Raw genomic sequence first — 24692 nt, 5'->3', positions numbered from 1 at the left:
TCGTAGCGTTTTATCCGCCCGCCGACCCACGTGCGCACATGACTGCTCAGGGAATCGTCGGCCAGTTCCTCTCGTTGAAAGAGGAGACCGACGCCGACCTCCTCGCCATGCAGTGTGGCGACTTCTACGAGTTCTTTGCGGACGACGCCGAGACGGTCGGGCGCGAACTCGACCTCAAGGTGTCACAGAAGTCGTCGCACGGTTCGTCGTATCCGATGGCAGGCGTGCCGCTTGCCGACTTGACGCCCTATCTCAAGGCGCTGGTCGAACGCGGCTATCGCGTCGCCGTCGCCGACCAGTACGAGACCGAGTCGGGCGACCTCCGACGGAAAATCACGCGCGTCGTTACGCCCGGCACGCTCCTCGAAACCTCGCGGGCCGACGCTCAGTTCCTCGCCGCCATCGTGACGGGTCGCAGCGGCGGCCTCGGTCTCGCGTTCGCCGACGTGACGACCGGCCAGTTCCTCGTGACCGAAGCCGACACCGTCGAGGACGCCGCGGCCGAACTCTACCGCTTCTCGCCGGTCGAAGTCCTCCCCGGCCCGGACCTCAGAGCGGACGACGAGACGCTCTCGCAACTCCGCGACGCCACGGACGCCTCCTTCTCGCTTTTCTCCAGCGACGCGTTCGCACCGGGTCGCGCTCGCCACGCCGTCCGCGAACAGTTCGGCGAATCCACCGTGGACAGCGTCGGTCTCGACTCCGAACTGGCGACTCGCGCTGCGGGTGGCATTCTCGCGTACGTCGAAGAGACGGGCGCTGGCGTCCTCCGGTCGATGACGCGCCTTCGTGTCTACCACCCGAGCGACCTGCTCGAACTCGACGCGACGACCCAGCGAAACCTCGAACTCACAGAGACCATGCACGGCGACCGCTCGGGGTCGCTGTTCGACACTATCGACCACACGGTCACCGCGCCGGGTGGGCGACTCCTCCGCGAGTGGCTCACCCGACCGCGACGCGACCGCGACGAACTCGCCCGCCGACACGACGCCGTGGAGTCGCTGGCCTCGGCCGCCCTCGCCCGTGAGCGCGTGCGCGACGTGCTCGATGGCGCGTACGATCTCGAACGCCTCGCCTCACGCGCTGCCTCGGGGAGTGCAGACGCGTCGGCGCTCCTCTCTGTCCGCGACACCCTCGATATCCTCCCCGCACTCGCCGACGCTATCGAGGGGACCGAACTCGCCGACACCCCCCTCGCGGATGTAGTCGCCAGACCCGACAGAGACGCCGCCGCAGACCTCCAAGCGGAACTCGACGACGCACTCGCCGAGGACCCACCGAAGACGGTCACACAGGGCGGACTCTTCCAGAAAGGCTACGACGAGGAACTCGACGACCTCATCGAGCGCCACGAGTCGGCGAAGTCGTGGATAGACACGCTTGCCGACCGCGAGAAGCGTCAGCACGGCCTCTCGCACGTCACGGTCGACCGCAACAAGACCGACGGCTACTACATTCAAGTCGGTAAGTCCGTCGCCGACCAGGTGCCCGACCACTACCGCCAGATTAAGACGCTCAAGAACTCCAAACGCTTCGTCACCGAGGAGCTAGAGGAGAAAGAGCGCGATATTCTCCGCCTCGAAGAGGCACGCGGCGACCTCGAATACGACCTGTTTCAGGACCTCCGCGAGCGCGTCGCCGCCCACGCCGAACTCCTACAGGACGTTGGCCGCGCACTCGCCGAAGTCGATGCCCTCGCCTCGTTGGCAGCTCACGCCGCCGGAAACGGATGGACACGCCCAGAACTCACCGAACCCGGTGTCCTCCACGTCGAAGCGGGTCGCCACCCGGTCGTCGAGACCACGACCGACTTCGTCCCCAACGACCTCCACATGGACGACGAGCGCGGCTTCCTCATCGTCACCGGCCCGAACATGTCGGGGAAATCGACCTACATGCGGCAGGCCGCGCTCATCACGCTTCTCGCACAGGTCGGGAGTTTCGTCCCCGCCGACGCCGCCACTATCGGGGTCGTAGACGGTATCTACACCCGCGTTGGCGCGCTGGACGAACTCGCACAGGGGCGCTCGACGTTCATGGTCGAGATGCAGGAGTTGTCGAACATCCTCCACTCGGCCACCGAAGACTCGCTCGTCATCCTCGACGAAGTGGGCCGCGGAACCGCGACCTACGACGGCATCTCTATCGCGTGGGCCGCGACCGAGTATCTCCACAACGAAGTCCGCGCGAAGACGCTCTTCGCGACCCACTATCACGAACTGACGAGTCTCGCCGACCACCTCGACCGGGTTGCGAACGTCCACGTCGCGGCCGACGAGCGCCACGGCGACGTGACCTTCCTCCGAACCGTCGTGGACGGGCCAACAGACCGCAGTTACGGGATTCACGTCGCCGACTTGGCGGGCGTTCCGCGTCCTGTCGTAGACAGAGCCTCCGACGTGCTCGACCGACTCCGCGACGAGAAGGCCATCGAGGCGAAAGGCTCGGGGTCGTCCGAACCCGTGCAAGCCGTCTTCGACGTTGGAAGCGGACAGATGAAAGTCGAGAGTGAGAGTAGCGAACGGAGTAACACAACTGGTGCACCCCAGAACGGGTCGGTCGAGTCTGCCGCAGCGGTCGCAAGCGAAAGCACCGAAAGCCCCGAAAGCCCCGAAAGCCCCGCCCCCGCCATCGACCCCGAAACCGAAGCGGTCCTCGACGAACTCGAATCGGTCGACGTGAACGCCACGTCGCCGCTGGACCTGATGGCGAAGGTGCAGTCGTGGCAGTCGAAACTGGAGGGTGACGAATGAGCGATATCGTCCAACTCGACGAGAAGACCATCCAGCGAATCGCTGCCGGAGAGGTCGTCGAACGCCCCGCCTCGGTCGTGAAGGAACTCGTCGAAAACAGCCTCGACGCGGACGCGACGCGAGTCTCGGTCGCCGTCGATGCGGGCGGTGTCGAAGGCGTCCGCATCCGCGACGACGGCGTTGGAATGTCCGAAGAAGAACTCGAACTCTCCGTGCGCGAGCACACGACGAGTAAGATTTCGGACATCGAGGATTTGGAGGCCGGTGTCGGAACCCTCGGCTTCCGCGGCGAGGCGCTCCACACCATCGGGGCAGTCTCCCGCATGACGATTCGCTCCAAGCCACGCGGTGGCGATGTTGGGACTGAACTGCAGTACGAAGGTGGAGAAGTCGAAGAGGTTCGACCCGCCGGGTGCCCGGAGGGGACCGTCGTCGAAGTCGAAGACCTCTTTTTCAACACGCCCGCCCGCCGGAAGTTCCTGAAGACGACGGCCACCGAGTTCGACCACGTCAACACCGTCGTCACGCACTACGCCCTCGCCAATCCCGACGTGGCCGTCTCCCTCGAACACGACGACCGCGAGGTGTTCGCAACCGAAGGACGCGGCGACCTCGCATCCACGATTCTCTCGGTCTACGGCCGCGAAGTCGCCGAGGCGATGGTCCCCGTCGAATACGACTCGGCGGACGTTTCGGTTTCGGGACTCGTCAGCCACCCCGAGACGACGCGGAGCACCCGCGACTACCTCTCGACGTTCGTCAACGACCGCTACGTCACCGCGCGCGTCCTCCGCGAGGCGGTTCTCGACGCTTACGGCGGGCAACTCGACGCCGACCGCTATCCTTTCGCGATCCTGTTCGTCGACGTCGCCCCCGACGCCGTGGACGTGAACGTCCACCCGCGGAAGATGGAAGTCCGATTCGACGACGAGACACAGGTTCGACAGGCCGTGACCGATGCGGTCGAAGACGCCCTGCTGTCGAACGGCCTCGTCCGGTCGTCGGCACCGCGTGGGCTGTCGAAGGTTGACGAGACGCCCATCGCACCCGGCAGCGAGGATGGTGCAGTCGGCGGCGACGATTCGAACGAACAGGTTGCCGACCCGAACGAGGAGAGTACATCGGCCGACGACCCGCACGACGTTCACGCGGCGGCGGCCGACAGCGAGGATTCGGACACCGAGCGGCCGAGCGCGAGAGACGTGCAAGCCGAGCGCGACCACCCACAGGGCGTCGGCGAGCAGTCGCCTGATTCGGGCGCGACAACGGCTTCCAGATCGGATGCGACAGCGTCTGACGATTCGAGCCAGTCGTCCCAATCGCCGCCGCCGACGCCGCCCCGCGAATACGACCTCGCCCCCGGGCCGGAGCGAACGTCGCAGTCGTCGCTGGATAGCGGGCGGTCGTCGTCGGATAGCGGGTCGCAGTCATCGCCGAGTAGCGGGACGCAACCGTCAGCAGACGCCGGGGTGCAGTCGTCGTCCGATGTCGGTACATCGTCGCCGGACACGGGTGCTGGCAGCAGCACCGACCACCCGACTGACTCGACCGCGGGTACCCCACCTCGCCGTATCTCGGCCCCGACGACCCAACGCGACCTCTCGGGCGAAGAAGCAACGCTCGAACCCGAGTTCGACTCGCTCCCGTCGATGCGAATCCTCGGGCAACTCCTGGACACCTACATCGTCGCCGAGACGAGCGAGGGGTTGGTTCTCGTCGACCAACACGCCGCCGACGAGCGAGTGAACTACGAGCGCCTAAAGGCCGAAGTCGAAGGCGACACGCCGACGCAGGCGCTCGCTGACCCCGTCGAACTCGAACTGACCGCCCGCGAGGCCGCTCTGTTCGAGGAGTACCGCGAGGCAGTCGCGCAGGTCGGCTTCCACGCGGGGCGAACTGGCGAGCGAACCGTGACCGTGCGGACTGTTCCGGCGGTCTTCGATGCGGCACTCGACCCCGAACTCGTCAGGGATGCACTGACCGCGTTCGTCCAAGACGAATCCGAGGGTGGCCAACAGACGGTCGACGCCGTCGCCGACGAACTGCTCGCGGACCTCGCGTGCTACCCGTCGATTACGGGCAACACCTCGCTTCGGGAAGGGTCGGTCCTCGACTTGCTGTCGGCGCTGGACGACTGCGAGAACCCCTACGCCTGTCCGCACGGCCGCCCGGTCATCGTCGAGTTCGACAGCGACGAAATCGAAGCGCGGTTCGAACGCGACTACCCCGGTCACGGGGGGCGACGCACAGAGGATTGAAGTCAGGCCGCCGAGAGAGACGAACCGATGCACCCGCTGGTCTTCGTCGGCATTCTGTTCGGGCCGCTGGTTTTGGTGGTTTCGTACCTCTTTACCGCCGCGACCGGACCGAGCGTCCCCCCGTGGGCCGACCCCGTCGGCGAGGCGATTCGATTCTACGGCACGGTACTCGCCGTCATCGTCGGCCCGGCCGCGCTTCACATGGACCGCATCAGGCTGGCCCGCGAGTCGAACTGGATACCGTCTCCGCTGTACTACCTCATCGGGATTCCCTTCCTCAGTCTTCCAATCTCGTTTATCTACCTCGTCCGGCGGCTGACCGGGGCGTAAGGAACCAGAGACGGGGAGCGTCGCGCTGACGGCAACACACCGACTCAGTCGCGTGATTCGACGCCAACGCCGGACGTTTATACAGTGCCGTCGAACGCATCTGCATGACCGACCTCGTGACCTTCGGCGAGACGATGCTTCGCCTGTCGCCGCCGCGTGGCGAGCGACTCGAAACTGCCCGCGAGTTCGAAGTCCAGGCTGGCGGCGCAGAGAGTAACGTCGCCGTCGCCGCCGCCCGACTCGGCTGGGATGCGGCGTGGTTCTCGAAACTCCCAGACTCACCGCTCGGCCGCCGCGTCGTGGGCGAACTGCGAAGCCACGGCGTCGCCACCGATGGCGTCGTCTGGGATGACGAACACCGACAGGGCCTCTACTACCTCGAACACGGTGTCGAACCGCGACCGACGAACGTCGTCTACGACCGCGGTGACGCCGCGGTGACGACTCTCGAAACGGGCGAAATCGACCTCGATACCGTCCGCGACGCCGACGTGTGTTTTACCAGTGGTATCACGCCCGCGCTCTCCGAGACGCTCCACGAGACGACGAAAGACGTGCTCGAAGCGGCCCAAGAAGCGGGGACGACTACCGCGTTCGACCTGAACTACCGGACGAAACTCTGGACTCCCGACGAGGCCGCCGCGGTGTACCGCGACCTGTTCGACGCCATCGACGTGCTGTTCGCCGCCCAGCGCGACGCTGAAACCGTCCTCGGACGCGACGGCGACGCCGAATCCATCGCTCGCGGGCTCGCGGCCGACTACGACTTCGAGACGGTCGTCGTCACCCGTGGTGCGGACGGGTCGCTCGCGTTCTCTGACGGCGACGTGTACGAGCAGGGTGTCTACGAGGCCGAAACACACGATGCAATCGGCACGGGGGACGCCTTCGTCGGTGGCTACCTTGCCAAGCACCTCGACGGCGGTGACGTCGCCGACTCGCTGCAGTGGGCCTCGGCGACAGCGTCGTTCAAGCGAACTATCGAGGGCGACGTGGCTGTCGTCACGCCCGAAGACATCGAGCGCGTCGTCGCCGACGAAGGCGACGGCATCTCGCGGTAAACGAGCTTCAAACGTTTTTCGCTGGACGAAATCCCGACCAGCAGTGCGATTTCCGCGCACCCCGTCCCAACGACTAAGCGCTCTCCGCTCGCGCGACACAGTATGACACACGTACTCATCATCGGTGCCTACGGGAGCGCCGGGGTCGCCGTCGCGGACAAACTGGTCTCGCACGTCGGCGACGACATCGACCGACTCACGCTCGTCGACGACGGCGACCCGGCGGGCGGGCTCTGCATCCTCCGCGGTTGTATGCCATCCAAGGAACTGCTCTCGGCGGCGGGGCATCACTATCAAGCACGGCACGACCACCGACTCGATGGTGACGCGCCCGAGATGGACCTCGATGCAGTCGTCGAGACGAAAGACGAACACATCTCGGGGTTCGCCAGTCACCGCCGGGCCGCGGTCCGAAAGCTAGCCGAGACGGATGGCGTCGAACTCGTCCGCGAGCGTGGCCAGTTCGTCGACGAGCGTCGCATCCGGGCTGGTGACCGTGAGTTCGACCCAGACTACGTCGTCGTCGCCACCGGGTCGTCGCCGTTCGTCCCTGACCTTCCCGGCCTCGACGAGGTCGGCTTTTTGACCAGCGCCGACGTGCTCGACGCGACCGACCTCCCCGACTCAGGCGTCGTGATGGGATTCGGCTACGTCGGTCTCGAACTCGTCCCGTATCTCGCAGAGGCGGGCGTCGACCTCACAGTTATCGAGCACGACGAACGCCCAATCGACGAGGCCGACCCCGAGTTCGGCGAGGCGTTGCTGGACATCTACCGCGACGACTTCGGCGTCGAGATTCGAACTGAAGTGTACGAAGAGCGCGTCGAACAGACCGACGACGGAGGTGTTCGCCTCCACCTCGACGACGGGTCGGCAGTCGAGGGCGACGAGATGTTCTTGTTCACCGGGAGAGAGCCAAACATCGACGGCCTGAACCTCGACGCAGCGGGCATCTCGCCGGGCGAGGACTGGGTGGACGACACGATGCGCGCCGTGGACGACGACCGGGTGTATGTCGTGGGCGACGCGAACGGCAAGGAGCCGATTCTCCACGTCGCCAAGGAACAGGGCTTCGTCGCCGCCGACAACATCCTCGCCGACGTTCGCGGTGGTGAACTCATAGCGTACCACAACGTCCACCATCACGTCATCTTCTCTGGGGCGACAGTGTACCCCTACGCCCGCGTCGGCCACTCGGAAGCGTCGGCGAACGAGGCGAGTCTCGACCACGTGGTCGTCACCCAAGAAGCCCGCGACGACGGCGTGTTCAAGACCAAGGCGACGCCGAAAGGATTGGCGAGTCTCGTTGTCGGACGCGACGGAACCGTCCTCGGCTATCAGGGTCTCCACTATCACGCCGACGTGATGGCGAAGACGATGCAGGTCGCCGTCGAGATGGAACTCGATGTGCGCGACCTTCCAGACCGGGCGTATCATCCAACGACACCGGAAATTCTTGACTCATTGTTTCGAAACGCATCATCTGGGTTGGATGATTGAGTAACGATAACGGTTATTTATAGCCTACAAAGGGCCAGATTGAAATTACCTACCATGGAAGACGGTACCGGTAATGGCAACTCTCTCGTTCGAACCGCTGACCTACGACGACATCCCCGAGGATGAGCGACCGTCGCTCATGCAGGCGCTCGTGCCCGTCGTCGGGATGCTCGTCTTCCTGAGTGTCGGGGTCATCTGGCTCGGCCTCGACCCGCAGTTGCCGCTCCTGTGGGGTATCATCCTCACCGGTGCGGTCGGACGATACTGGCTCGGCATCCCGTGGTCGCGCCTCTCGGAGGGTATCCGGGATGGCATCAACATGGGGATGTCCGCACTGCTCATCCTCCTCGTCGTCTACATGCTCATCTCGACGTGGACCGCGGCAGGGACGATTCCCGCGCTCATCTACTACGGGCTGGACTTCCTCTCACCGGCGGTGTTCCTGCCCGTTGCGACGCTGCTTTCGGCTATCGTCACCTTCGCTATCGGGTCGTCGTGGACGACGGCCGCAACCCTCGGCGTCGCCTTCATCGGCATCGGGTCCGGTCTCGGCATGCCGAACGCGATGACCGCGGGTGCAGTCCTGACGGGGGCGTACACCGGTGACAAGGTGTCGCCCTTCTCGGACACGACGAACCTCGCTGCCGCCGTCACCAACACGGAACTCCTGACTCACGTGCGGACGATGCGCGTCGGGACGAGCATCGCGCTCGCCATCTCGCTCGTCGCCTACACCGCCCTCGGTCTCACGGCCACGGGGAACATTCCCGCGGGTCGCGTCGCCGAGATTCAGACGGCGCTCGCGGGGTCGTACGTCCTCTCGCCGCTCGTCTTCGCGCCGCTCGTGGTCACGTTCGTGCTCGCGCTTCGCGGCTACCCCGCGCTGCCGTCGATCATCGCGGGCGTCGTCGCCGGGACGCTCACCCAGTTGTTCATACAAGGTCCCGTCGCCATCGACACCTTCGTCGGCGCGTGGAACGTCGCATTTGCTGGCACTGAGCCTGCGACTGGCGTCGAGACGGTCGATTCGCTGCTCGACTCGGACGGTCTCCTCGGGTCGTCGTGGACGATGACCGTCATCATCGCGTCGCTCTCGCTGGGTGGCATCCTCGAACGAACCGGCTGCATCGCCGTCATCGCGCACAAACTTCGAGTCGTGCTGACCTCGGTCGCCTCGCTCACCGTCGGGACGGCCGCCTCGTCGCTGGCGATGAACGCCATCGCGGCAGACCAGTACATGAGTATCGTCGTCCCCGGAATGAGCTTCCGCGGCCTCTACGACGACTTCGAACTCGAAAGCCGGAACCTCTCGCGGGCCGTCGAATCCGCCGGGACGACTACCAGCGCGCTCATCCCGTGGGGGACTGGTGGTGCCTACATGGCCGACGTGCTCGGCGTGCCGACGCTCCAGTACGCGCCGTACTACTTCCTCGGATTCCTCTCGCCTGTCATTCTCGTCGTCATGGGACTGACCGGGTGGCGAATCACGAAGGAAGGTTCGGACACGCAAGCCGGTCTTCGCGGCGCTATCGCGTCGTTCGCTGACGACGACGACTGAGCCACACGGTTCTCCTTTTTCGGACACGCACACCGGACCGGTAGTCGTATTTTCGTCCGTCGAGTAGCCGCGGCCATGGAGGTCACGACGGCCGGACAGTTTCGGGTCTACCGCAGTCCGCGGGACCGAGATGAGACGCTCTTGCTCGAACGCCCCGACGACGACGTGGACTGGTCCGACCCCAGTACCGCGACCGAGGCCGAGGAGGCATTTTCGCCGACGTACGTCCCGTCCGACGGGTACGAGGGAGAACTCGCCGAGACTGTCGCGGCGCTCGAACCCGGACACGTAGTGGACGCGACGCTCGCGTGGGACGACGGCGACCCCCGCTTTGCGTCGCTCGATATTCTCGACGAGACGCGATTCCGGTTCGTCGGGGCCACGACGGGACTGTTCGACGCCGCCAAAGAGACGTGGCGGTCGGTCCAAGACGCCGGGGAAGCGATGGGCTCGCGCGTTACCTACAGTACCGAGCGCGACCCGAACGCGGTGCTCTACGTCTTTGCCAAACAGTCCGGCGCGCGCGACCTGTTCGAGGAGTTCAGAGACGGCGTTCTCCCACTGGACCCGCTCGTGGGGAGAGTGGACGAGCAGGCCGACGCTCCCGACGCCCCCCGAGAGGTGTTCGTGATGCGTCCCTTGGACGAGTCGTTCGTCCTCGTCGCTATCGCGTTCGACAAGGCGGGACTGTTCGCGCGGACGATGCGCGAGACGTACTGCGAGGGGTGACACAGGGCCGCCACGTCAGAAGACGAAGTACACGCCCGCACCGACGAGGGCTCCCCCGATGATGAGCCGGACCGCACTGGTACCGCGAACGAAAAGCGCGAACGTGGCGATACCCAGTCCGATTCTGAACGGGTCGAACGCGCCGGTAGCGGGGACGACGAAGGCATCGCCCGCGAGTGAAACGGTCGCGCCCAAAATCGCCCCGACGACGGCCGCGTTGACGCCGACGAGCGCCGTCTGTACAACCTTGTTGTCGCGGATACGCGCGAAGTAGGGAAACAGAATCGTGACGAAGAGAAAGGAGGGGGCGAACGCCCCGAGCATGGCGACGAACGCGCCGAGGACGGCTGTAGGGACGCCTTCGGGAAGCATCAACGCGTACCCGACGAAGGCCGTGGTCATCACCACCGGGCCGGGCGTGAGTTGCCCGATAGCGATGCCATCGACAAACTGACTGCCGGTGAGCCACCCGAACTCGGCGACGACGTACTTCTCGATGAAGGGGATGAGAACCAGTCCGCCGCCGTAGATGAACGACCCGGTGTAGAGCATAAACAAGAAGAGTTTGACCCACGTGTTCGCCCAGAGTGCGGCGGCGACACCCGCGACCACGCTTCCGATTCCGGTCGCCGACTCTCCGGACGAGAGGTCCATCAAGAAGCCCACGAGTCGGTCACGGAACCACCAGAGTGCGCCGACGAGAGCGGTGGCGATGCCAGCAAGAGAGAGTTCCCGAGCGTTCTCGGCGAGCCAGTCGCGGCGGTAGAAGCCGAGCGCGACGAATCCGGCGACGACGAACTCGACGAGCGGGTTCGGGTTCACGACGACAGTTGCTGCGAGCGTCGCCGCGAGGAGGACGACCAGTCGAAGGTCAATCTCCCACTCGTCGTCCAGTATCGCGAACGTGAGGTCGATTTCGCCCTCGGCGAGCGCGCTCTTGCCCATTCGGAACGACGCGCCCGCGATGAGGCCGATGACGACGGGGTTGATACCGTAGAACAGCGCCTCCTTCGCCGGGAGCGTTCCGTAGGCAAAGTAGAGATATGAGAAGCCGACGACGAGGAGGAACGTCGGGAGCATGAACGCGGCCCCCGCCGCGATAGCGCCGAGGGTCCCCGCGCGGACCCACCCCATGAGGATACCGAGTTGCGTCGATGCGGGACCTGGAAGGGTGTTGCAGATGGCCAGTCCTTCCATGAACCGCGACTGGTCTATCCACCCGTCGTCGCCGACGAGTTCGTCTTCCATCATGGCGATGTGAACCAGCGGGCCGCCGAATCCGACGATGCCGAGTTTGAGGAAAAAGCGGACGATTTCGACAAGCCGGGCAGGCGTAGGGTCGCCTCGGAAGGCGGCGGTTGCTGTCGAACCGCCATCGGACTTTGGCACCGTCTCCCTCGGCGCAGGAGACTCATCCGTCGAATCTGTCACACAGGACTAGGTGGGGCGAATCCCCAAAAAGACGTGCCTCAGAGTGCTTTGGAGCGGTATCGAGTACTCCCGAAACTCGGTAGCGTAGTTGGGTGTGGCGACTCCCCGCAGAACGTCCTCTACTATTAGAAACAAATCTGTCTACGAATTTTCTCGATGGGGGTTGGTTCCCAGCTCCCGCGCAGCGGTCAAGCGACCCGTGCTAGCAAAGTATCTGTGGGTGCCGTTACCCACACAGAAATTTGAATATGTGAATTTGGCTGAAATTCAAATTCAGAAACATTTATCATTGACAGGTTAGAGATACGAATGTATGTCCCCCCAAATATGGAACACGGCGTGGTGTTCTGAAAGGTATCGCTGGCGGCTTTCTGATGTCCGGCTTCAGTTCAACTGTTAGTGGTAAAGAGACTTCTAAGCGCCAAGGCTCCGAGGTTGCTGTTCTCAGAGGAACAGCCGAGAACCCAATTAAACCGGGTGATATCGAAGACCTAAAACAACGGAATAGGCAGCGGTTTGAAGCGGCAACCTCTACACACACGGATGCTGCTGCTGTGACTGGATATCCCTCCTTTGATCTGGAGAATCATTTTGTTGCAGGGTTTGCCCAGAAGTTTGGCACAGGTGGGAAACCGATGACCTACATCGGGTACGGTACTTACGATCAGGCTGATGAAGACGGTCGTCAGACCTCTGGTAACTCCGTCAATAGTTCTGAAGAGTCCGCGAGTGAGAACTCTGCTGCAAGTGTCCATGCAGAGCTCGACGCAGTTGTCCGATCTTTCGAGGAGACAACGGCAGTCAGCAAGGACAATCAGAATGTATCGATTCAATCTGAAGGTGATGTTGAGCCCGATGTTGGTGATAATTGGCACCAATATAATAAAATCATCAGTAGTACCTACTGCAAGTTAGGGAAGAACCAGTTGCAGGGTAATTTGTACCGGCTAGAAGATGATCATGACTCAGAACCGAATCAGAATCTGTGGGGATCGATCTTCTCACATAACGCTTACTACGATGATTGTAGCGGGTGTGTAAGTGGACACTACACATCCTCAATGGAGGCAGAGCACAGATGGGGTAACCATCATGCAAATCCAAGTCAAGACGGCCTATCGGGCTATTATCCGAATAACCCTAAAAATGGAAGTTACAGCAATGAATTCACACTATCGTTGACCGGAACTGGTGGTCCCTCTGCATCAGTCACCTTCGACTACGACCAACAAGATGTGGAAGTCACACCTAGTTCGGAGAATAACAATGCAGTATGGGAGTTCTCAACTAATCACGCCGAGTCAAATAGGGACCTGCTCGTGAATCTCGGGAGTCAGTGTTGGATTTTAGACGATATTTCCGACCTTAATGAAAAACCTGCAGTTGGATCCGCGTACAACAAATCAACATGGCAGGAACTCCCAGGATACACAACTTCTGCAGAGACAGAAGTGGTGTACAAACACGAACTTGAATAATTAAATTCTTAAAATATAATATTATTGGGGCTATTCAGTTTTTGAAGCAAACCTAATTTGTTCGTAGCGACTTGTTTCAATTGAACTCCCTCCCTCAAATTCTGTTTTTGCAATGATTGTAACTGGGAATTCAGGCTTCGACTCGACTGTGAGAGAACCGATTAATTCGCTTTGCTCTGTCCAATTTTGTTGCCACTGGTCAACAAAATCATCAATGACTAGACTGACTGTCGTCTCCTTCGCCACAGATTGGTAGTCTCTTTGTAGATGTAACTGTGGAGATACCAACATCTCTACTGTTCCCTCCTTCTCGAAGAGATCTAATATGAACACAGTTTGCTTGATGTCTGATGGAACACCATTTCGGATGGTACTTGACCGAACATGATGGTGAGTCGTTTTTTCCGTCTCATCTTTGTCAGCGATTGCTGAACAACCTGCGACAGCTATCGGGGTGGTAGCCGCAATACCACACAAGAAATCTCGTCGACGCATTTCTATTCTATTAGTTTTCTAGTTAGATATTTATCAATTTCTGTTCTGTATCCTATGGGAAGTGACATATTCCACAACATAGCGCCTTGAAGGTGCTATAGACCCTCACGATTTAGATACCAAGATAATTTCTTTCGCCACATCAATCAAATTTCAACAGCACTGTAAATTTTCCCACTTTAAATCTATTATTTTTATACTATATTTTATTTAACTAAGTCTAATAGAGATACATGTCTAAGCCGACTGAGCAGAGTGTTCATAGACCCCCACCCGACAGATTCACCATAGTTGATTAGGAGGAACTTGAAAGCGTGAGCAGACAGCAACGTGGCGAGACGCAACGCGTCTCGTTCGCACCTCGCAGAATCGTGATTCTGCGGACTCATCGGAAAAACGTTGGTTTCAGAGACACCAAAACGCAAAGCGTTCTGAGGACGCCCGTCAAGGTGTTTGCTCTTCAGTTCCACCAATCGATTGTTCACTTAGAGGAACAAAGCAAATTCTTCGCTATCTCGGTGTTGAACGCTCTCACCGAGTTATTTGGAAATACGACGATTCAGTCCCACTCGGGTTCGACTTTCGCAGTCGGTTCTTCGCCCGCGAAGACGCGCTTGATGTCCCTCGCGGTCTGCTCGTTGACTTCGGCACGAGCCTCGGCCGAGCACCACGCAGCGTGGGGCGAGAGAACCGCGTTTTCCAGTTCGCGGAGCGGTGAGTCCTCGCGGAGCGGTTCGGTCTCGAACACGTCGAGTCCGGCGGCCGCGATGTCGCCCTCGCGGAGCGCATCCACGAGTGCGGCTTCGTCGATGACTTCCCCGCGGCCGGTGTTGACGACGATAGCGTCGTCGTCGAGGGCGGCGAAGGCGTCGGTATCGACCATGCCGCGCGTCTCGGGCGTCGCGGGCGCGTTGACAGAGAGGTAGTCGGCGCGGGCGTAGAGGTCCGAGAGCGTGACGCGCTCGACGCCGTATTCGGCGAGGGTGTCGTCGTCGACGTAGGGGTCGTAGGCGACGAAATCGAGGCCGAACCCACTGCATAGTTCGGCGGTTCGCTGGGCAATCGCGCCGAACGAGAGAAAGCCGAGCGTGCGACCCTTCATGCGATGGAGTTCGCGTCCGGGCGTCGCGGGCCACTCGCCAGCGCGGACGGCCCGGTCGTAAGAGGGTGTCGCGCGGATACACGACAGGAGGAGCGCGACCGAGTGGGTTGCGACCTCGTCGGTGCAGTACGACGGGACGTTCGTGACGACGACGCCGCAGTCGTCGGCGGCCGCAACGTCGATGTTTTCGAACCCGACCGCCGCGCGTGCGACGACGGACAAATCGAGGGTGTCGAGCGCGTCCGCGGTGACGGGCGTGTTGATGTCGGTCACGACGGCGTCGGCGTCGGCCGCCTCGCAGGCCTCCACGAGCGCCTTGACCGACCCGAGTTCGGCGGTCGTGACATCGGCCACGTCGCCGAGGATGCGACGCTGGTGGGTGGGGTCCACCATGTGAAAGTCGCTGAGCACGACAGCGTAACTCATATTCGAGTGAAGAATTTCGCCATGGCTACTTGATTGTGTCTGGGATTCCCAGAATATGACTGATTCAAACGTTGATGACGGATTTTACGCGAGGGAGAATAGTGAGACGAGCACGGTCGGTTCGTGTGGAGTGTGTGTCCGGTCAGTGCTGTTGTGACCAGCGTTGGTAGACGGCAGACCCACCGAGGACGGCGAAGACGAGCGAGGCGAGAAGCGGAGCCCCGGCGTCGGTGAGGAGCGGCACACCGACAGCGACCGCAATCATGAGAACGATTCCGAGCGCAGCGAGTGCAGCGTAGTACTCGCTCCACGAGAGTTCGCCCTCGGGAACGACCTCCATGTAGACGGTGACGTCGGACGCCTCCTCCAGCGCGACGACTTTCGAGTTCTCGTCGTAGGAGACGATGTCCAGTTCGGACAACTTCGGGATGTGCGTCTGTTGGAGTGAGACGTACGCGCTCTGTCTGATGTTTCGTGGGGGCGGCGTCTCCCCCGTCTCTGCCTCCGCAATGCGCTCAGAAAGGTCACGGAGCGTCAGTTCTTCGGTGTCCTGTAGGAATTCGATCGCCATCCGTCGGCGGTCGTTACTCAACACCTCGTGGATGCGGGTCTCGGATAGGTCGGAATCAGATGTGCTCGCCATACGAGGATTCGACTGGTTCGTGACTGGTCGCTTCTTCTATATCAACGGTTCGCCTCAGTTATCTCGGTTGAAAACAGTCGCGTTAGAGTGAATGTGCCGAAATCGACCGACAGGAACCAGTTCGCAGGTACTTTTTCGATGTCTGTGGGTAGTCCAAATTCGCTGAAACTTCGTGCCGAAGACGGAGATTTACTGACGAGTCTCCGACACACCAACTCAGTTGATACCAATATTTATCATTCGAAGGCATTCGAGTTAATATATGACCGTCGTCAGTGTCTCGATGCCGGAGGAATTACTCGAACGAATCGACTCGTTCGCCGGAGAACACGGGTACACCGGCCGCAGTGAAGTCGTCCGAGAGGCAGCGCGGAATCTCCTCGGGGAGTTCGAAGACAAGCGCCTCGAAGACCGCGACCTGATGGCCGTCGTCACCGTCATCTTCGATTACGAGACGACGAGCGTCGAAGAGCGTATGATGGGACTCCGCCACGAGTACGAGGGTCTCGTCAAGTCCAACTTCCACAACCACGTCGGCAACCACTACTGCATGGAACTGTTCGTCCTCGAAGGACAACTACAGGATATCTCGACGTTCGTCGGACGGATTCGCGCGACGCGAGACACGCTGAGCGTCGATTACTCGGTCATGCCCATCGACGAGTTCACGAACGTCGTCAACGAGTGAACACCGAATTCTGAGTGCGGTTCTGACTGCTCAGTCGTCGTCGCTCCACGCGACGTCCGAGGGCGCGTCGGCGTCCTGACGGCCGAGCATACTGTCGCGGAGGTCCGACTCGATAGCCTCCAGCGACCGACCCTTCGTCTCGGGGACGAACACGTAGGTGAAAGCCAGCGCCACGGCGCTGAGAATCCCGTACACCCAGAACGTCCCGGCTTTCGTAATCGCGCCGACCATGATGGGGAAGGTCAGCGAGACGGCGAGGTTGGCGACCCAGTTGAACACGGTCACGACACCCATGGCGGTCCCGCGAACCTTCAGCGGGTACACCTCCGAGATGAGGAGCCAGAAGACCGGGCCGAGGCCGATAGCGAAGAACGCCACGTAGAGCATCAGACTGCCCGTGGCAATCCACCCGACGAGACCAGACAGGCCGGGGAGGTAGAACGCTGCACCCAGACCGAAGAGCGTGAGCGTCATCCCGACGAGACCGACCGACAGGAGCGGACGCCGCCCAGTTCGGTCGATGAGCAAGACAGCCACGATGGTCATCACCACGTTGACGACGCCGATACCGACCGTGGCGAGGATGGACGCCGAAGACTCGAAGCCGGTCGATTCGAGGATGGTCGGCGCGTAGTAGATGACCGTGTTGATACCGGTAACCTGCTGGAGCACGGCGAGGCCGACACCCACGACGAGCGCCGGGCGCATCCACGGTTCGAGGAGGTCGCGGATGCTCCCATCTTCCTGTTCGATAGTCTCTCGAATCTCGTCGAGTTCGGCGCGAATCTGGTCGTCAGTGCGGGTTTGCGAGAGCACGTCTCGCGCTTGCTTCTCGCGCCCGTGTTCGACGAGCCACCGCGGGCTCTCCGGCATAAACACCATTCCGGCACCGAGGATGAGCGCGGGGACCATCCCCGTCCCGAGCATCCAGCGCCACTGCCCGGCGTCGGCAAAGGCGTAGTTGACGAAGTACGACGAGAGGATACCGACGGTGACGGCGAGTTGGTTCAAAGAGACGAGCGACCCCCGAACCTTCGGCGGCGCAATCTCCGAGAGATACAGCGGGCCAACGATGGACGCAAAGCCGATAGCGACGCCGTCGATGAGCCGCCCGACGACCAACACCTCGACGGTCGGTGCGATGGCCATCACGAGCGACCCAACGAAGAACACGACGGCGCTGACGAGAATGAGTCGCCGCCGCCCCCAGCGGTCGGCGAGGTGTCCACCGAGCGCGGCACCGAACGCAGCGCCGAGGAGCGCCCCGCTCACGACGATACCCTGGGCGAGCGGGCTCATCGTGAACGTATCTTTGATGTACAGGAACGCCCCCGAGATGACACCCGTGTCGAACCCGAAGAGGAGTCCGTTGAGCGCGGCAAGTGCGGCCGTTACGTAGACGAACCGGTTTCGCCCACCCCCGGAAGCTGATGAGACACTATCGTCTGTCATAGTTCGTACTTGACAATGACATTTCTACGGTGGGCTTAGAAATGCTGCGACATTTTATCAAACAATGAATATTTACATTATTGACTGATATATTACCCAAAATCGCATGACAAAGGCGGCTTTTGATAATCATAGTGAATTCATAATAGATGTATTTGACAAGTACTCTACTTAGTACACGAGTGTATAGAATATCGTAACTATTCGGATAATTCAGTGGTTACAGAGACACGTTCCGCCGAACAGAGATGGACTAATGAGCGGGCGTACCCCACTAGTGACCCAATGAGCGACCCTGTCCCAATCGTGATCTACACACGCGAGGACTGCCACCTCTGTGAGGTCGCCGAAGAGACCATCCACGAGGTCGCAGCGTCCACGGGCGTTCCGGTCGATATCGACGTCGTCGACGTGGACACAGACAGAGCACTCGCGGAGGAGTACGGCGATCGAGTCCCGTACGTCTACGTCGATGGCCGTCCGGCGTTCAAATTCCAAGTCGACCCCGAGCGACTGCGAGAAAAGCTAGACGCGGCCGCCGACTGACGATCGGCTCAACGACCGACTTGACGACCGACCGCGACAACTGAACACAATCGTCAGTCGTTCTGTACTTCCTGTTCGTGGGTGGGGTTGTCTACCCATTCGACACCCCTGAACTCGAACCGGGCACCGCCGCAGTCACTCTCGGAGAGGTGAACCGACCAGCCGTGTGCGTCGGCGATGTCTCTCACGATAGCGAGACCGAACCCCGTTCCGGTCGTGCTGGTCGTATAGCCGTGGTCGAACACCTGTTGTCGGTCGTCCTCCGAAATTCCCGGTCCGTCGTCTTCGACGTAGAAGCCCGAGTCGTCGTCGAGTCGGCCGACTGCGATGTCGACCGCTGACCCACCGTGTTCCACTGCGTTCCGAAAGAGGTTCTCGAACAGTTGGAGCAGGCGACTCCCGTCTCCGACGGCGACACCCAGTCCATTCGCTTGGAGCGTCGCGTCGTTCGTCTCGACGAAACTCCACGCGTGAGTGACCACGGACCGAAGCTCGACCGCCTCCCGCTCGACACTGGGCGAGCCGTGGCGAGCGAGCGTGAGCAAGTCGTCGACGAGCAGGTTCATTCGGTCGAGCGCCGTCTCTATCTTCTCGAAGTGCTCTGGGTCGTGCGTATCGAGCGCGATTTCGAGGTATCCCTTTGCGACCGAAAGTGGGTTCCGAAGGTCGTGAGCGACGACCGAGACGAACTCGTCGAGGCGTTCGTTTGCGGCCGCGAGTTCGGACTCTCTATCTCTGAGTTTCTGTTCGCGCTCGGCGCGCTCGATGGCCGACGAGACCGTCGCCGAGAGGATGCGAAGCAAGTCGACGTCGATGTCCGAAAACGAATCCGACTCGCTCGACCCAGCGACGAGCACGCCGTACTCCCCGAGCGGAACGTGCACTTCGGACTCCAGCGGCGTGTCCGGATTGAACGCGTCTGTCTCCGTTTCGAGACGGTCGTAGACCTGTATCTCTCCCGTGTCGTAGGCGTCCCAGACGAGGCCCGTGTCGGGGGTGAAGATTGGCGCGTCACCGACCATCGCTCGCGCCGAATCGCTCTCTGCGGCCGGGACAAGCGACTGGCTTTCGTCATCGTAGTACCAGACGGCAGCAATCGGCCATCCGACTACCTCTTTGACTGCATCGACCGCGACCGATGCCACCTCGTCGCGCGTCTCGACCTGAAGCAGGTCGCGTGCGACCGTCTGGAGGTCGCGGAGTGCGTATTCGAGACGGGCGCGGTCTGTCACGTCGATTGCGACGACGATGGCCTCTTCGACAGTCCCGTCGTCGTCGAAGACTGGCTCGGCCCACGCTTCGAACGTCTGCCCCTCGATTTCGACCGTGAAGTTCACCGCCTCCCCGTCAAGCGCGCGACGCAATCCATCGACGATGGGTGGCACGTCGGCGTAGAGGTCGAAGATAGATTCCCCAGCGGCGATTTTCGGCGTTATCGAGAGTGGCTCCAGCGCCTTCCCCTCGGAGAACGTGACGGTTCCATCGGTGTCGACGACAGCCGAGGCGACCGGGAGGTTCTTGACGAGTGTCTGCAGTCGTGTGTGTCGGTCACGAAGTTCTTGGGCCGCCTCCCGTTTCTCGGTCGTGTCGCGGAAGTAAACCGAGAGTCCCGACTCCGACGGGTACAATCTCGCCTCGTACCACGCGTCCGAGAGCATGCCGTGAAATTCGAGTGTCTTCGGCTCGCCGGACTCCATCGCTTCGAGGTACTCCTGATGAACCTCGGTTCCGACCAACTCTGGAAACGCCTCCCAGAGGTGGTCGCCGAGTTCGACGTCGCGGGTCCGGTTCATCAACGCCTCGGCGCGGTCGTTGACGTAGGTGAGTCGCCACGCGTCGTCGACGGCGAAGAAGGCGTCAGTCATCCGCGAGAAGACCGCTTTGTGCTCGGGGTCGAAACGCTCGGCATCTGTCCCGTCGCGCACGCAGACGGTCAGGCCATCTTCGTCGGGGTAGATGCGTGCTTCGACCCGAGCATCGAGCACGTCGACGAACGTCTCGATAGTCTGGGGCTCCTGTGTCACCATGGCGCGTTCGAGTGCGTGGGCGATATCGGACTTCCGTGCCTTCGGAAAGAGTTCGCGGAGGTCGTGACCGCGAATTTCCTCGGCAGAGATGTTCGTTTGTGCCTCCAGCGGTTCGTTCCAGTAGACGACGCGCCAGTTGTCGTCGACGGCGAAGACGCCGTCAGAGATTCGTTCGTAGACCGCTGTGAGCGTCGAGTCCGACTCGACGAGTCGTGACTGAACGCGGTGTTGGTCGACAGCGTTTCGAATTCGGTTGGCGAGGAGGCGGAAGTCCTCGTTGCCGCTGTCGCGACGAACGTAGTCGCTCACGCCCATCGAGATGGCGCGACTGGCGACCGACTCGTCGCCGTCGGCAACGTAGAGAATACACGGAAGCATCGGAGACTGTGCGCGAACCGCCGTGAGAAGTCCTAAGCCGTCACCGTCGCGAAGGTGGTTTTCGCAGACGACGCAGTCGAAATCACCGGTTTCGACAGCCGAGATACCGTCGATGAGAGACGTTTCGGTTCGAACGTCGAACGCGTCGACGTGCCGTTCGAGTGCCGTCTCGACTAAGTCGGCGAAATCCGGGTCCCGACCGACGTAGAGGACAGCCAAGGGAGAATGGTCCTCGGCCGGCGGTCGTTGTTCGGGACCGTCCATACGAAACGTGCGAGAGGTAGTTCAATAGAAGTTGTGGCACCCGGCGGTTTTGTCACCAGTGACTCGGGTGTCTCGATAGAACGCGTCCGAGTGAAGGACCGGCGGAGTCGGTCAGCGCCGACGAGGCGGTGCAGTCAGCCACCAGCCGAACACTTTCGACCAGTACTCTTCGGGGTCTGACGGCGGTTTCTTGGTCTCGACGTGCGTCTTCCCTTCGAGCAACTGCCGTTCGACGACGTTTCGAGCGAGATGCAGCGCGTGTGACGCACCGTATCCCTCCCCCGTTCCGAGGAAGTGGCCCTTGTCCGTGTAGAGCCGTACCCGAGCCAGGATGAGTGGCGTTCCACGAAGCTTCTCGTCGTGTTCCTGCAAGTGGATGTTGGCTTCGAGCAGCGTGATACCGCCGAATTTCCCGGTCAGCCCGTCTATCATCTCGACGACTTCGTCGCGGGAGATGTCGTCCAACAAGTCGACGTTCGTAATCTGGACGGGCGGCCGCGTCTCGCCAGTCCACGTCAGCGAGCGAAGCACGTCTGTTTTGGTGACGATGCCTGCGGGCGCGTCCTCCTGAATGACGATGAGCGACGAGACACCCTCGGTCAGCATTCGCTCGACAGCGTGGTCGAGTCCCTCTTCGGGGAGTGCCGTCTCGATTGGCGCGCTCATCACGTCGGCGACCGGCAGGTCGAGCAGGCGGTCGATTTCTCCGGCTCGTTCTCCCATCCCGCCGGGTGAACGGAATCCCGGAGCAGCCTCACCAGCGGCGACGTCGAACCCGCTCGACGCACCGCCCGAGGCCTTATCGACAGCTCTCGTCGTGAATCCAAGCACGTCGTAGAGGCTGACGACGCCGACGACGGTGTCGCCGTCGGTGACGGGGAGGTGAGTGATGCGGTTCTTTCGGAACGTGTGGAGCGCTTCCCCGAAGGTGGTGTCTTCGTCGATGGTGACGAGCGAGTCGGTGTAGACGTCCTCGACGGTCAGCACGCTGAGGTACTCCTGTACTTCGGCCAGTACGTCGTCGGCGGAGACGATGCCGACGAGGTCGTCGGCTTCGAAGACGGGCAGGACCTCACTCTGGCTCGCGAGGATGAGGCGGGCGACCTGTCGAACGTTCTCGTCCGGCGCGACCGTCGCCGGATGCCAGAGGATACTCCGAGCCTTGGCGTCGGGGTCGCGATGGGCGGCGTTCAACTGCCGCAGCGTGACCAACCCGTGGTACCCGTCGTCGGCGGCGACGACGATGGCCTTCGTCCCCGTCTCATGGAACACGCCCTGTAACTCTGAGACGCGCGCGTCGGGCCCAACAGTCGGGAACTCGTCGGTGACGATGTTCGAGATGTCCATGTCCGATACTACGACCGACGAGCTGTTGAACTTTGTCAGCAGAAAAACCAGTCCGTCGTGACCGTGGGAACGGTTATGCGAGTCGTTGTCATATGTGGACACGGTGACAACCACGTGGAACCCGTCGAAATCGAGCCGAACGTGTACGAGATAGCGCCGACAGGGGAGATGCGCGTCCCTGCCCGTGTCTACGGCTCGGAATCGCTCGTCGAAGCGATGCGAACAGCAGACGACCAGACGCTCGCTCAGATTCAAGACGTGGCGACCCTGCCGGGCATTCAGCAGTTCGCAGTCGTGCTCCCCGATGGCCACCGTGGGTATGGATTTCCGGTCGGGAGCGTCGCCGCCGTCGACGCGGACGACGGCGTCATCAGTCCCGGTGGCGTCGGATTCGACATCAACTGCGGCGTCAGACTCCTCAGGACGGGACTCACGTTTCAGGACGTCGCCGGACGCGAGTCGATGCTCGCCGACCGCCTGTTTCAGACGATTCCGACGGGCCTCGGACCGGGAAGCTCCCTCGACACCGACATCTCCGACGTTCGCGGGGTTCTCGAAACCGGGGTCGAGTGGCTGCTCAACGAAGGCCACGCGAGGAAAGCCGACCTCGAACACTGTGAGGAGAACGGTCGGCTTCCGGGCGACCCGAACGCGGTCCCAACGGAGGCGTTGAAACGGGGCGTCGACCAAGTCGGGTCGCTCGGGTCCGGCAACCACTTCCTCGAAGTCCAGCGCGTCAGTGAGGTGTACGACTCGGCCGCGGCAGCGGCGTTCGGCATCGACCTCGACGAAATCGTCGTGATGATTCACGCCGGCTCTCGCGGACTCGGCCACCAGACGTGTTCGCACTACATCGACGAGTTCGAGCGCGCGTACCCCGACCTCGCCGAGTCGCTACCGAACGAACAACTCGTCTACGCGCCGCTTTCCGACAGACTCGCCGGAGAGTACCGGTCGGCGATGAACGCCGCCGCGAACTTCGCGTGGGCCAACCGACAGGTGATGACACAGGCCGTCCGCGAGGTGTTTTCCGACCTGTTCGAAGAAGCCGACGTCCAACTCGTCTACGACGTGGGCCACAATATCGCCACAGAAGAGCACCACGCCGTCGGCGACGACGAACAGACGCTTCTCGTCCACCGGAAGGGGGCAACTCGGGCGCTTCCAGCCGGCCACCCGGACGTTCCCGACGCCTACGCCGACATTGGACAACCGGTCTTCGTCCCCGGAGACATGGGGTCTCGCTCGTACGTGCTCGCTGGCGGGTCGCGGTCGCTCGAACGCAGTTTCGGGTCGGCCCCGCACGGTGCCGGCCGAGCGAAGTCGCGGACGCAGGCGAGTCGAGAGTACGCTGCCGGCGAACTACAGCAGGCATTGCGCGCCCGTGGTATCTTCGTCAGAGCACAGTCCGGCGAGACGTTGACCGAGGAGTCGCCCGGCGCGTACAAGAACGTCGACGAGGTCGTACACGTCTGTCACGAACTCGGCCTCGGGACGAAAGTCGCCCAGACCACACCACTGGCGAATATCAAAGGGTAAACTGCTCCATTCGAGCGTACTGCTTTGGTCATGGCGACCGTGTACATAGCTATGGACGCAGATAGGGAACTCCTCCGGCGTGCTCGTGACAACCTCGACGGCTGGATATACGCCGCTCGCGACGAGGCGTACCACGACCTGTTCACGGGAGACGACGCCGCGGTCACTCCCGAAGAGCGCCAACTACTCGACGACATCGACTCGGAGCTCTCGGTCAACGGCGACGAGGGACTCTGGGGCGCAGACGAGTACGCCATCGTCCGCGGGCACCCGAAGAACCACCCGCTTTCGGTCGTCTGTACGCAACACCCCGAAATCCCCACCGAATGGTCACGAGGAGAGACGAGCCTCACCGAACCCGAACGCGAGCAGTTCAACGACCTGCTGTGGGACTACTGCGAGCGGATTCGTCGGTACGTGCAAGACGAGGTCAACGAGTTCGTCGGTGCCGCCGGAATGCCAGAGAACTGACCTCCCCGCGAAAACGGAGCGCGCCGCAATTTTGCGTCTGTCGTGGAGTAGCTTCGCTCCGCGTCTGGACCCCCGGTATCTCTCTCCGTCTGGACCACCGACTTCTCTCCCCGTCCTAACTCTCCAATTCCACACACCGAGCCCACACCGCAGTTGTTCGCCCCGTTCCGAGATAGTGAGAACAGCTAATCGTTTCAAGACTGCTGATGCCCT

General features: G+C 61.7%; 19 protein-coding genes and 1 pseudogene. 13 read left to right on the top strand and 7 right to left on the bottom strand.

The genetic code is table 11. The annotated features are described in order from the left end of the window. Positions 1-38 precede the first annotated feature (38 nt). The 7 genes from mutS (at position 39) to C453_RS04850 (ending at position 10192) form a co-directional block, all read left to right on the top strand. The gene (mutS, locus tag C453_RS04880) at positions 39-2756 is read left to right on the top strand and encodes a DNA mismatch repair protein MutS (protein WP_008323061.1); all 2718 of its coding nucleotides are present in this window, start codon (positions 39-41) and stop codon (positions 2754-2756) included. Further along, positions 2753-5014, top strand: a complete 2262-nt coding sequence (gene mutL / locus C453_RS04875; protein WP_008323060.1) for a DNA mismatch repair endonuclease MutL — start codon at positions 2753-2755, stop codon at positions 5012-5014. Before mutS ends, mutL begins: the two co-directional genes overlap by 4 nt. 27 nt (positions 5015-5041) lie before the next feature. Further along, positions 5042-5344 carry a hypothetical protein gene (locus C453_RS04870; protein ID WP_008323059.1) on the top strand — a complete coding sequence of 101 codons (303 nt, stop codon included), beginning with the start codon at positions 5042-5044 and terminating at the stop codon, positions 5342-5344. A gap of 104 nt (positions 5345-5448) precedes the next feature. Beyond that, complete coding sequence (kdgK1, locus tag C453_RS04865; protein WP_008323058.1) at positions 5449-6405, top strand: bifunctional 2-dehydro-3-deoxygluconokinase/2-dehydro-3-deoxygalactonokinase; 957 nt, start codon at positions 5449-5451, stop codon at positions 6403-6405. A gap of 102 nt (positions 6406-6507) precedes the next feature. Beyond that, on the top strand, positions 6508-7905 hold the full coding sequence (locus C453_RS04860; RefSeq protein ID WP_008323057.1) for a dihydrolipoyl dehydrogenase family protein: 1398 nt from the start codon (positions 6508-6510) through the stop codon (positions 7903-7905). A gap of 73 nt (positions 7906-7978) precedes the next feature. Beyond that, entirely contained in the window at positions 7979-9463 is a 1485-nt protein-coding gene (gene arcD / locus C453_RS04855) for an arginine/ornithine antiporter ArcD (protein ID WP_008323055.1), read from the top strand. A gap of 75 nt (positions 9464-9538) precedes the next feature. Next, positions 9539-10192: a DUF6663 family protein gene (locus tag C453_RS04850; protein WP_008323054.1), complete on the top strand. Its 654-nt coding sequence runs from the start codon at positions 9539-9541 to the stop codon at positions 10190-10192. A gap of 15 nt (positions 10193-10207) precedes the next feature. On the opposite strand, the gene chrA is transcribed toward C453_RS04850, so the two are convergent. Beyond that, positions 10208-11581, bottom strand: a complete 1374-nt coding sequence (gene chrA / locus C453_RS04845; protein WP_008323053.1) for a chromate efflux transporter — start codon at positions 11579-11581, stop codon at positions 10208-10210. 416 nt (positions 11582-11997) lie between these two features. On the opposite strand from chrA, the gene C453_RS19885 reads away from it, so the two are divergent. After that, a complete protein-coding gene (locus tag C453_RS19885) occupies positions 11998-13101 on the top strand; it encodes a hypothetical protein (protein WP_152418010.1) in 1104 nt (367 codons plus the stop codon). Positions 13102-13131: 30 nt separating this feature from the next. On the opposite strand, the gene C453_RS19490 is transcribed toward C453_RS19885, so the two are convergent. Beyond that, complete coding sequence (locus tag C453_RS19490; RefSeq protein ID WP_241430666.1) at positions 13132-13596, bottom strand: hypothetical protein; 465 nt, start codon at positions 13594-13596, stop codon at positions 13132-13134. A 437-nt stretch (positions 13597-14033) separates the two neighbouring features. Here C453_RS19490 and C453_RS21105 point away from each other — a divergent pair. Further along, positions 14034-14149, top strand: a pseudogene (locus C453_RS21105) (IS6 family transposase); the annotation flags it as partial. Positions 14150-14155: 6 nt separating this feature from the next. On the opposite strand, the gene C453_RS04840 reads toward C453_RS21105, so the two are convergent. Together C453_RS04840 and C453_RS04835 are read right to left on the bottom strand one after the other, a co-directional pair. Continuing rightward, positions 14156-15124 carry a C-terminal binding protein gene (locus C453_RS04840; RefSeq protein WP_008323052.1) on the bottom strand — a complete coding sequence of 323 codons (969 nt, stop codon included), beginning with the start codon at positions 15122-15124 and terminating at the stop codon, positions 14156-14158. Between the two features lie 142 nt (positions 15125-15266). Beyond that, positions 15267-15767 carry a DUF7344 domain-containing protein gene (locus C453_RS04835; RefSeq protein ID WP_049907501.1) on the bottom strand — a complete coding sequence of 167 codons (501 nt, stop codon included), beginning with the start codon at positions 15765-15767 and terminating at the stop codon, positions 15267-15269. Between the two features lie 262 nt (positions 15768-16029). Here C453_RS04835 and C453_RS04830 point away from each other — a divergent pair, with 262 nt between their 5' ends. Then, a complete protein-coding gene (locus C453_RS04830; protein ID WP_008323049.1) occupies positions 16030-16455 on the top strand; it encodes a CopG family ribbon-helix-helix protein in 426 nt (141 codons plus the stop codon). 30 nt (positions 16456-16485) lie between these two features. On the opposite strand, the gene C453_RS04825 is transcribed toward C453_RS04830, so the two are convergent. After that, complete coding sequence (locus C453_RS04825) at positions 16486-17907, bottom strand: sugar porter family MFS transporter (protein ID WP_008323048.1); 1422 nt, start codon at positions 17905-17907, stop codon at positions 16486-16488. A 285-nt stretch (positions 17908-18192) separates the two neighbouring features. Between C453_RS04825 and C453_RS04820 the strand changes: the two genes are divergently transcribed. Next, positions 18193-18453: a glutaredoxin family protein gene (locus C453_RS04820; protein WP_008323047.1), complete on the top strand. Its 261-nt coding sequence runs from the start codon at positions 18193-18195 to the stop codon at positions 18451-18453. 53 nt (positions 18454-18506) lie between these two features. Here C453_RS04820 and C453_RS04815 read toward each other — a convergent pair whose 3' ends face one another. After that, on the bottom strand, positions 18507-21122 hold the full coding sequence (locus tag C453_RS04815) for a hybrid sensor histidine kinase/response regulator (RefSeq protein ID WP_008323046.1): 2616 nt from the start codon (positions 21120-21122) through the stop codon (positions 18507-18509). A gap of 111 nt (positions 21123-21233) precedes the next feature. Further along, positions 21234-22469, bottom strand: coding sequence for a CBS domain-containing protein (locus tag C453_RS04810; RefSeq protein WP_008323045.1), 1236 nt, complete (start codon positions 22467-22469; stop codon positions 21234-21236). 75 nt (positions 22470-22544) lie between these two features. Here C453_RS04810 and C453_RS04805 point away from each other — a divergent pair, with 75 nt between their 5' ends. Both C453_RS04805 and C453_RS04800 read left to right on the top strand, forming a co-directional pair. Beyond that, positions 22545-24008 (top strand): RtcB family protein, encoded by a 1464-nt coding sequence (locus tag C453_RS04805; protein WP_008323044.1) that lies wholly within the window; start codon positions 22545-22547, stop codon positions 24006-24008. Positions 24009-24059: 51 nt separating this feature from the next. Further along, complete coding sequence (locus C453_RS04800; protein ID WP_008323043.1) at positions 24060-24479, top strand: DUF7539 family protein; 420 nt, start codon at positions 24060-24062, stop codon at positions 24477-24479. Positions 24480-24692 lie beyond the last annotated feature (213 nt).

Source organism: Haloferax elongans ATCC BAA-1513, assembly GCF_000336755.1.
GTDB lineage: Archaea > Halobacteriota > Halobacteria > Halobacteriales > Haloferacaceae > Haloferax > Haloferax elongans.
Note: the sequence above shows the minus strand (reverse complement) of the source record. Positions and strands in the feature narration are given on the sequence as shown.

Coding starts and splice junctions, on each gene's coding strand:
- C453_RS04830 (WP_008323049.1), top strand. CDS start 16,030: ATGACCGTCGTCAGTGTCTCGATGCCGGAGGAATTACTCGAACGAATC.
- C453_RS04860 (WP_008323057.1), top strand. CDS start 6,508: ATGACACACGTACTCATCATCGGTGCCTACGGGAGCGCCGGGGTCGCC.
- arcD (WP_008323055.1), top strand. CDS start 7,979: ATGGCAACTCTCTCGTTCGAACCGCTGACCTACGACGACATCCCCGAG.
- C453_RS04800 (WP_008323043.1), top strand. CDS start 24,060: ATGGACGCAGATAGGGAACTCCTCCGGCGTGCTCGTGACAACCTCGAC.
- C453_RS04820 (WP_008323047.1), top strand. CDS start 18,193: ATGAGCGACCCTGTCCCAATCGTGATCTACACACGCGAGGACTGCCAC.
- C453_RS04805 (WP_008323044.1), top strand. CDS start 22,545: ATGCGAGTCGTTGTCATATGTGGACACGGTGACAACCACGTGGAACCC.
- kdgK1 (WP_008323058.1), top strand. CDS start 5,449: ATGACCGACCTCGTGACCTTCGGCGAGACGATGCTTCGCCTGTCGCCG.
- mutL (WP_008323060.1), top strand. CDS start 2,753: ATGAGCGATATCGTCCAACTCGACGAGAAGACCATCCAGCGAATCGCT.
- C453_RS04840 (WP_008323052.1), bottom strand. CDS start 15,124: ATGAGTTACGCTGTCGTGCTCAGCGACTTTCACATGGTGGACCCCACC.
- C453_RS19885 (WP_152418010.1), top strand. CDS start 11,998: ATGTCCGGCTTCAGTTCAACTGTTAGTGGTAAAGAGACTTCTAAGCGC.
- C453_RS19490 (WP_241430666.1), bottom strand. CDS start 13,596: ATGCGTCGACGAGATTTCTTGTGTGGTATTGCGGCTACCACCCCGATA.
- C453_RS04870 (WP_008323059.1), top strand. CDS start 5,042: ATGCACCCGCTGGTCTTCGTCGGCATTCTGTTCGGGCCGCTGGTTTTG.
- C453_RS04815 (WP_008323046.1), bottom strand. CDS start 21,122: ATGGACGGTCCCGAACAACGACCGCCGGCCGAGGACCATTCTCCCTTG.
- C453_RS04810 (WP_008323045.1), bottom strand. CDS start 22,469: ATGGACATCTCGAACATCGTCACCGACGAGTTCCCGACTGTTGGGCCC.
- C453_RS04825 (WP_008323048.1), bottom strand. CDS start 17,907: ATGACAGACGATAGTGTCTCATCAGCTTCCGGGGGTGGGCGAAACCGG.
- C453_RS04835 (WP_049907501.1), bottom strand. CDS start 15,767: ATGGCGAGCACATCTGATTCCGACCTATCCGAGACCCGCATCCACGAG.
- mutS (WP_008323061.1), top strand. CDS start 39: ATGACTGCTCAGGGAATCGTCGGCCAGTTCCTCTCGTTGAAAGAGGAG.
- C453_RS04850 (WP_008323054.1), top strand. CDS start 9,539: ATGGAGGTCACGACGGCCGGACAGTTTCGGGTCTACCGCAGTCCGCGG.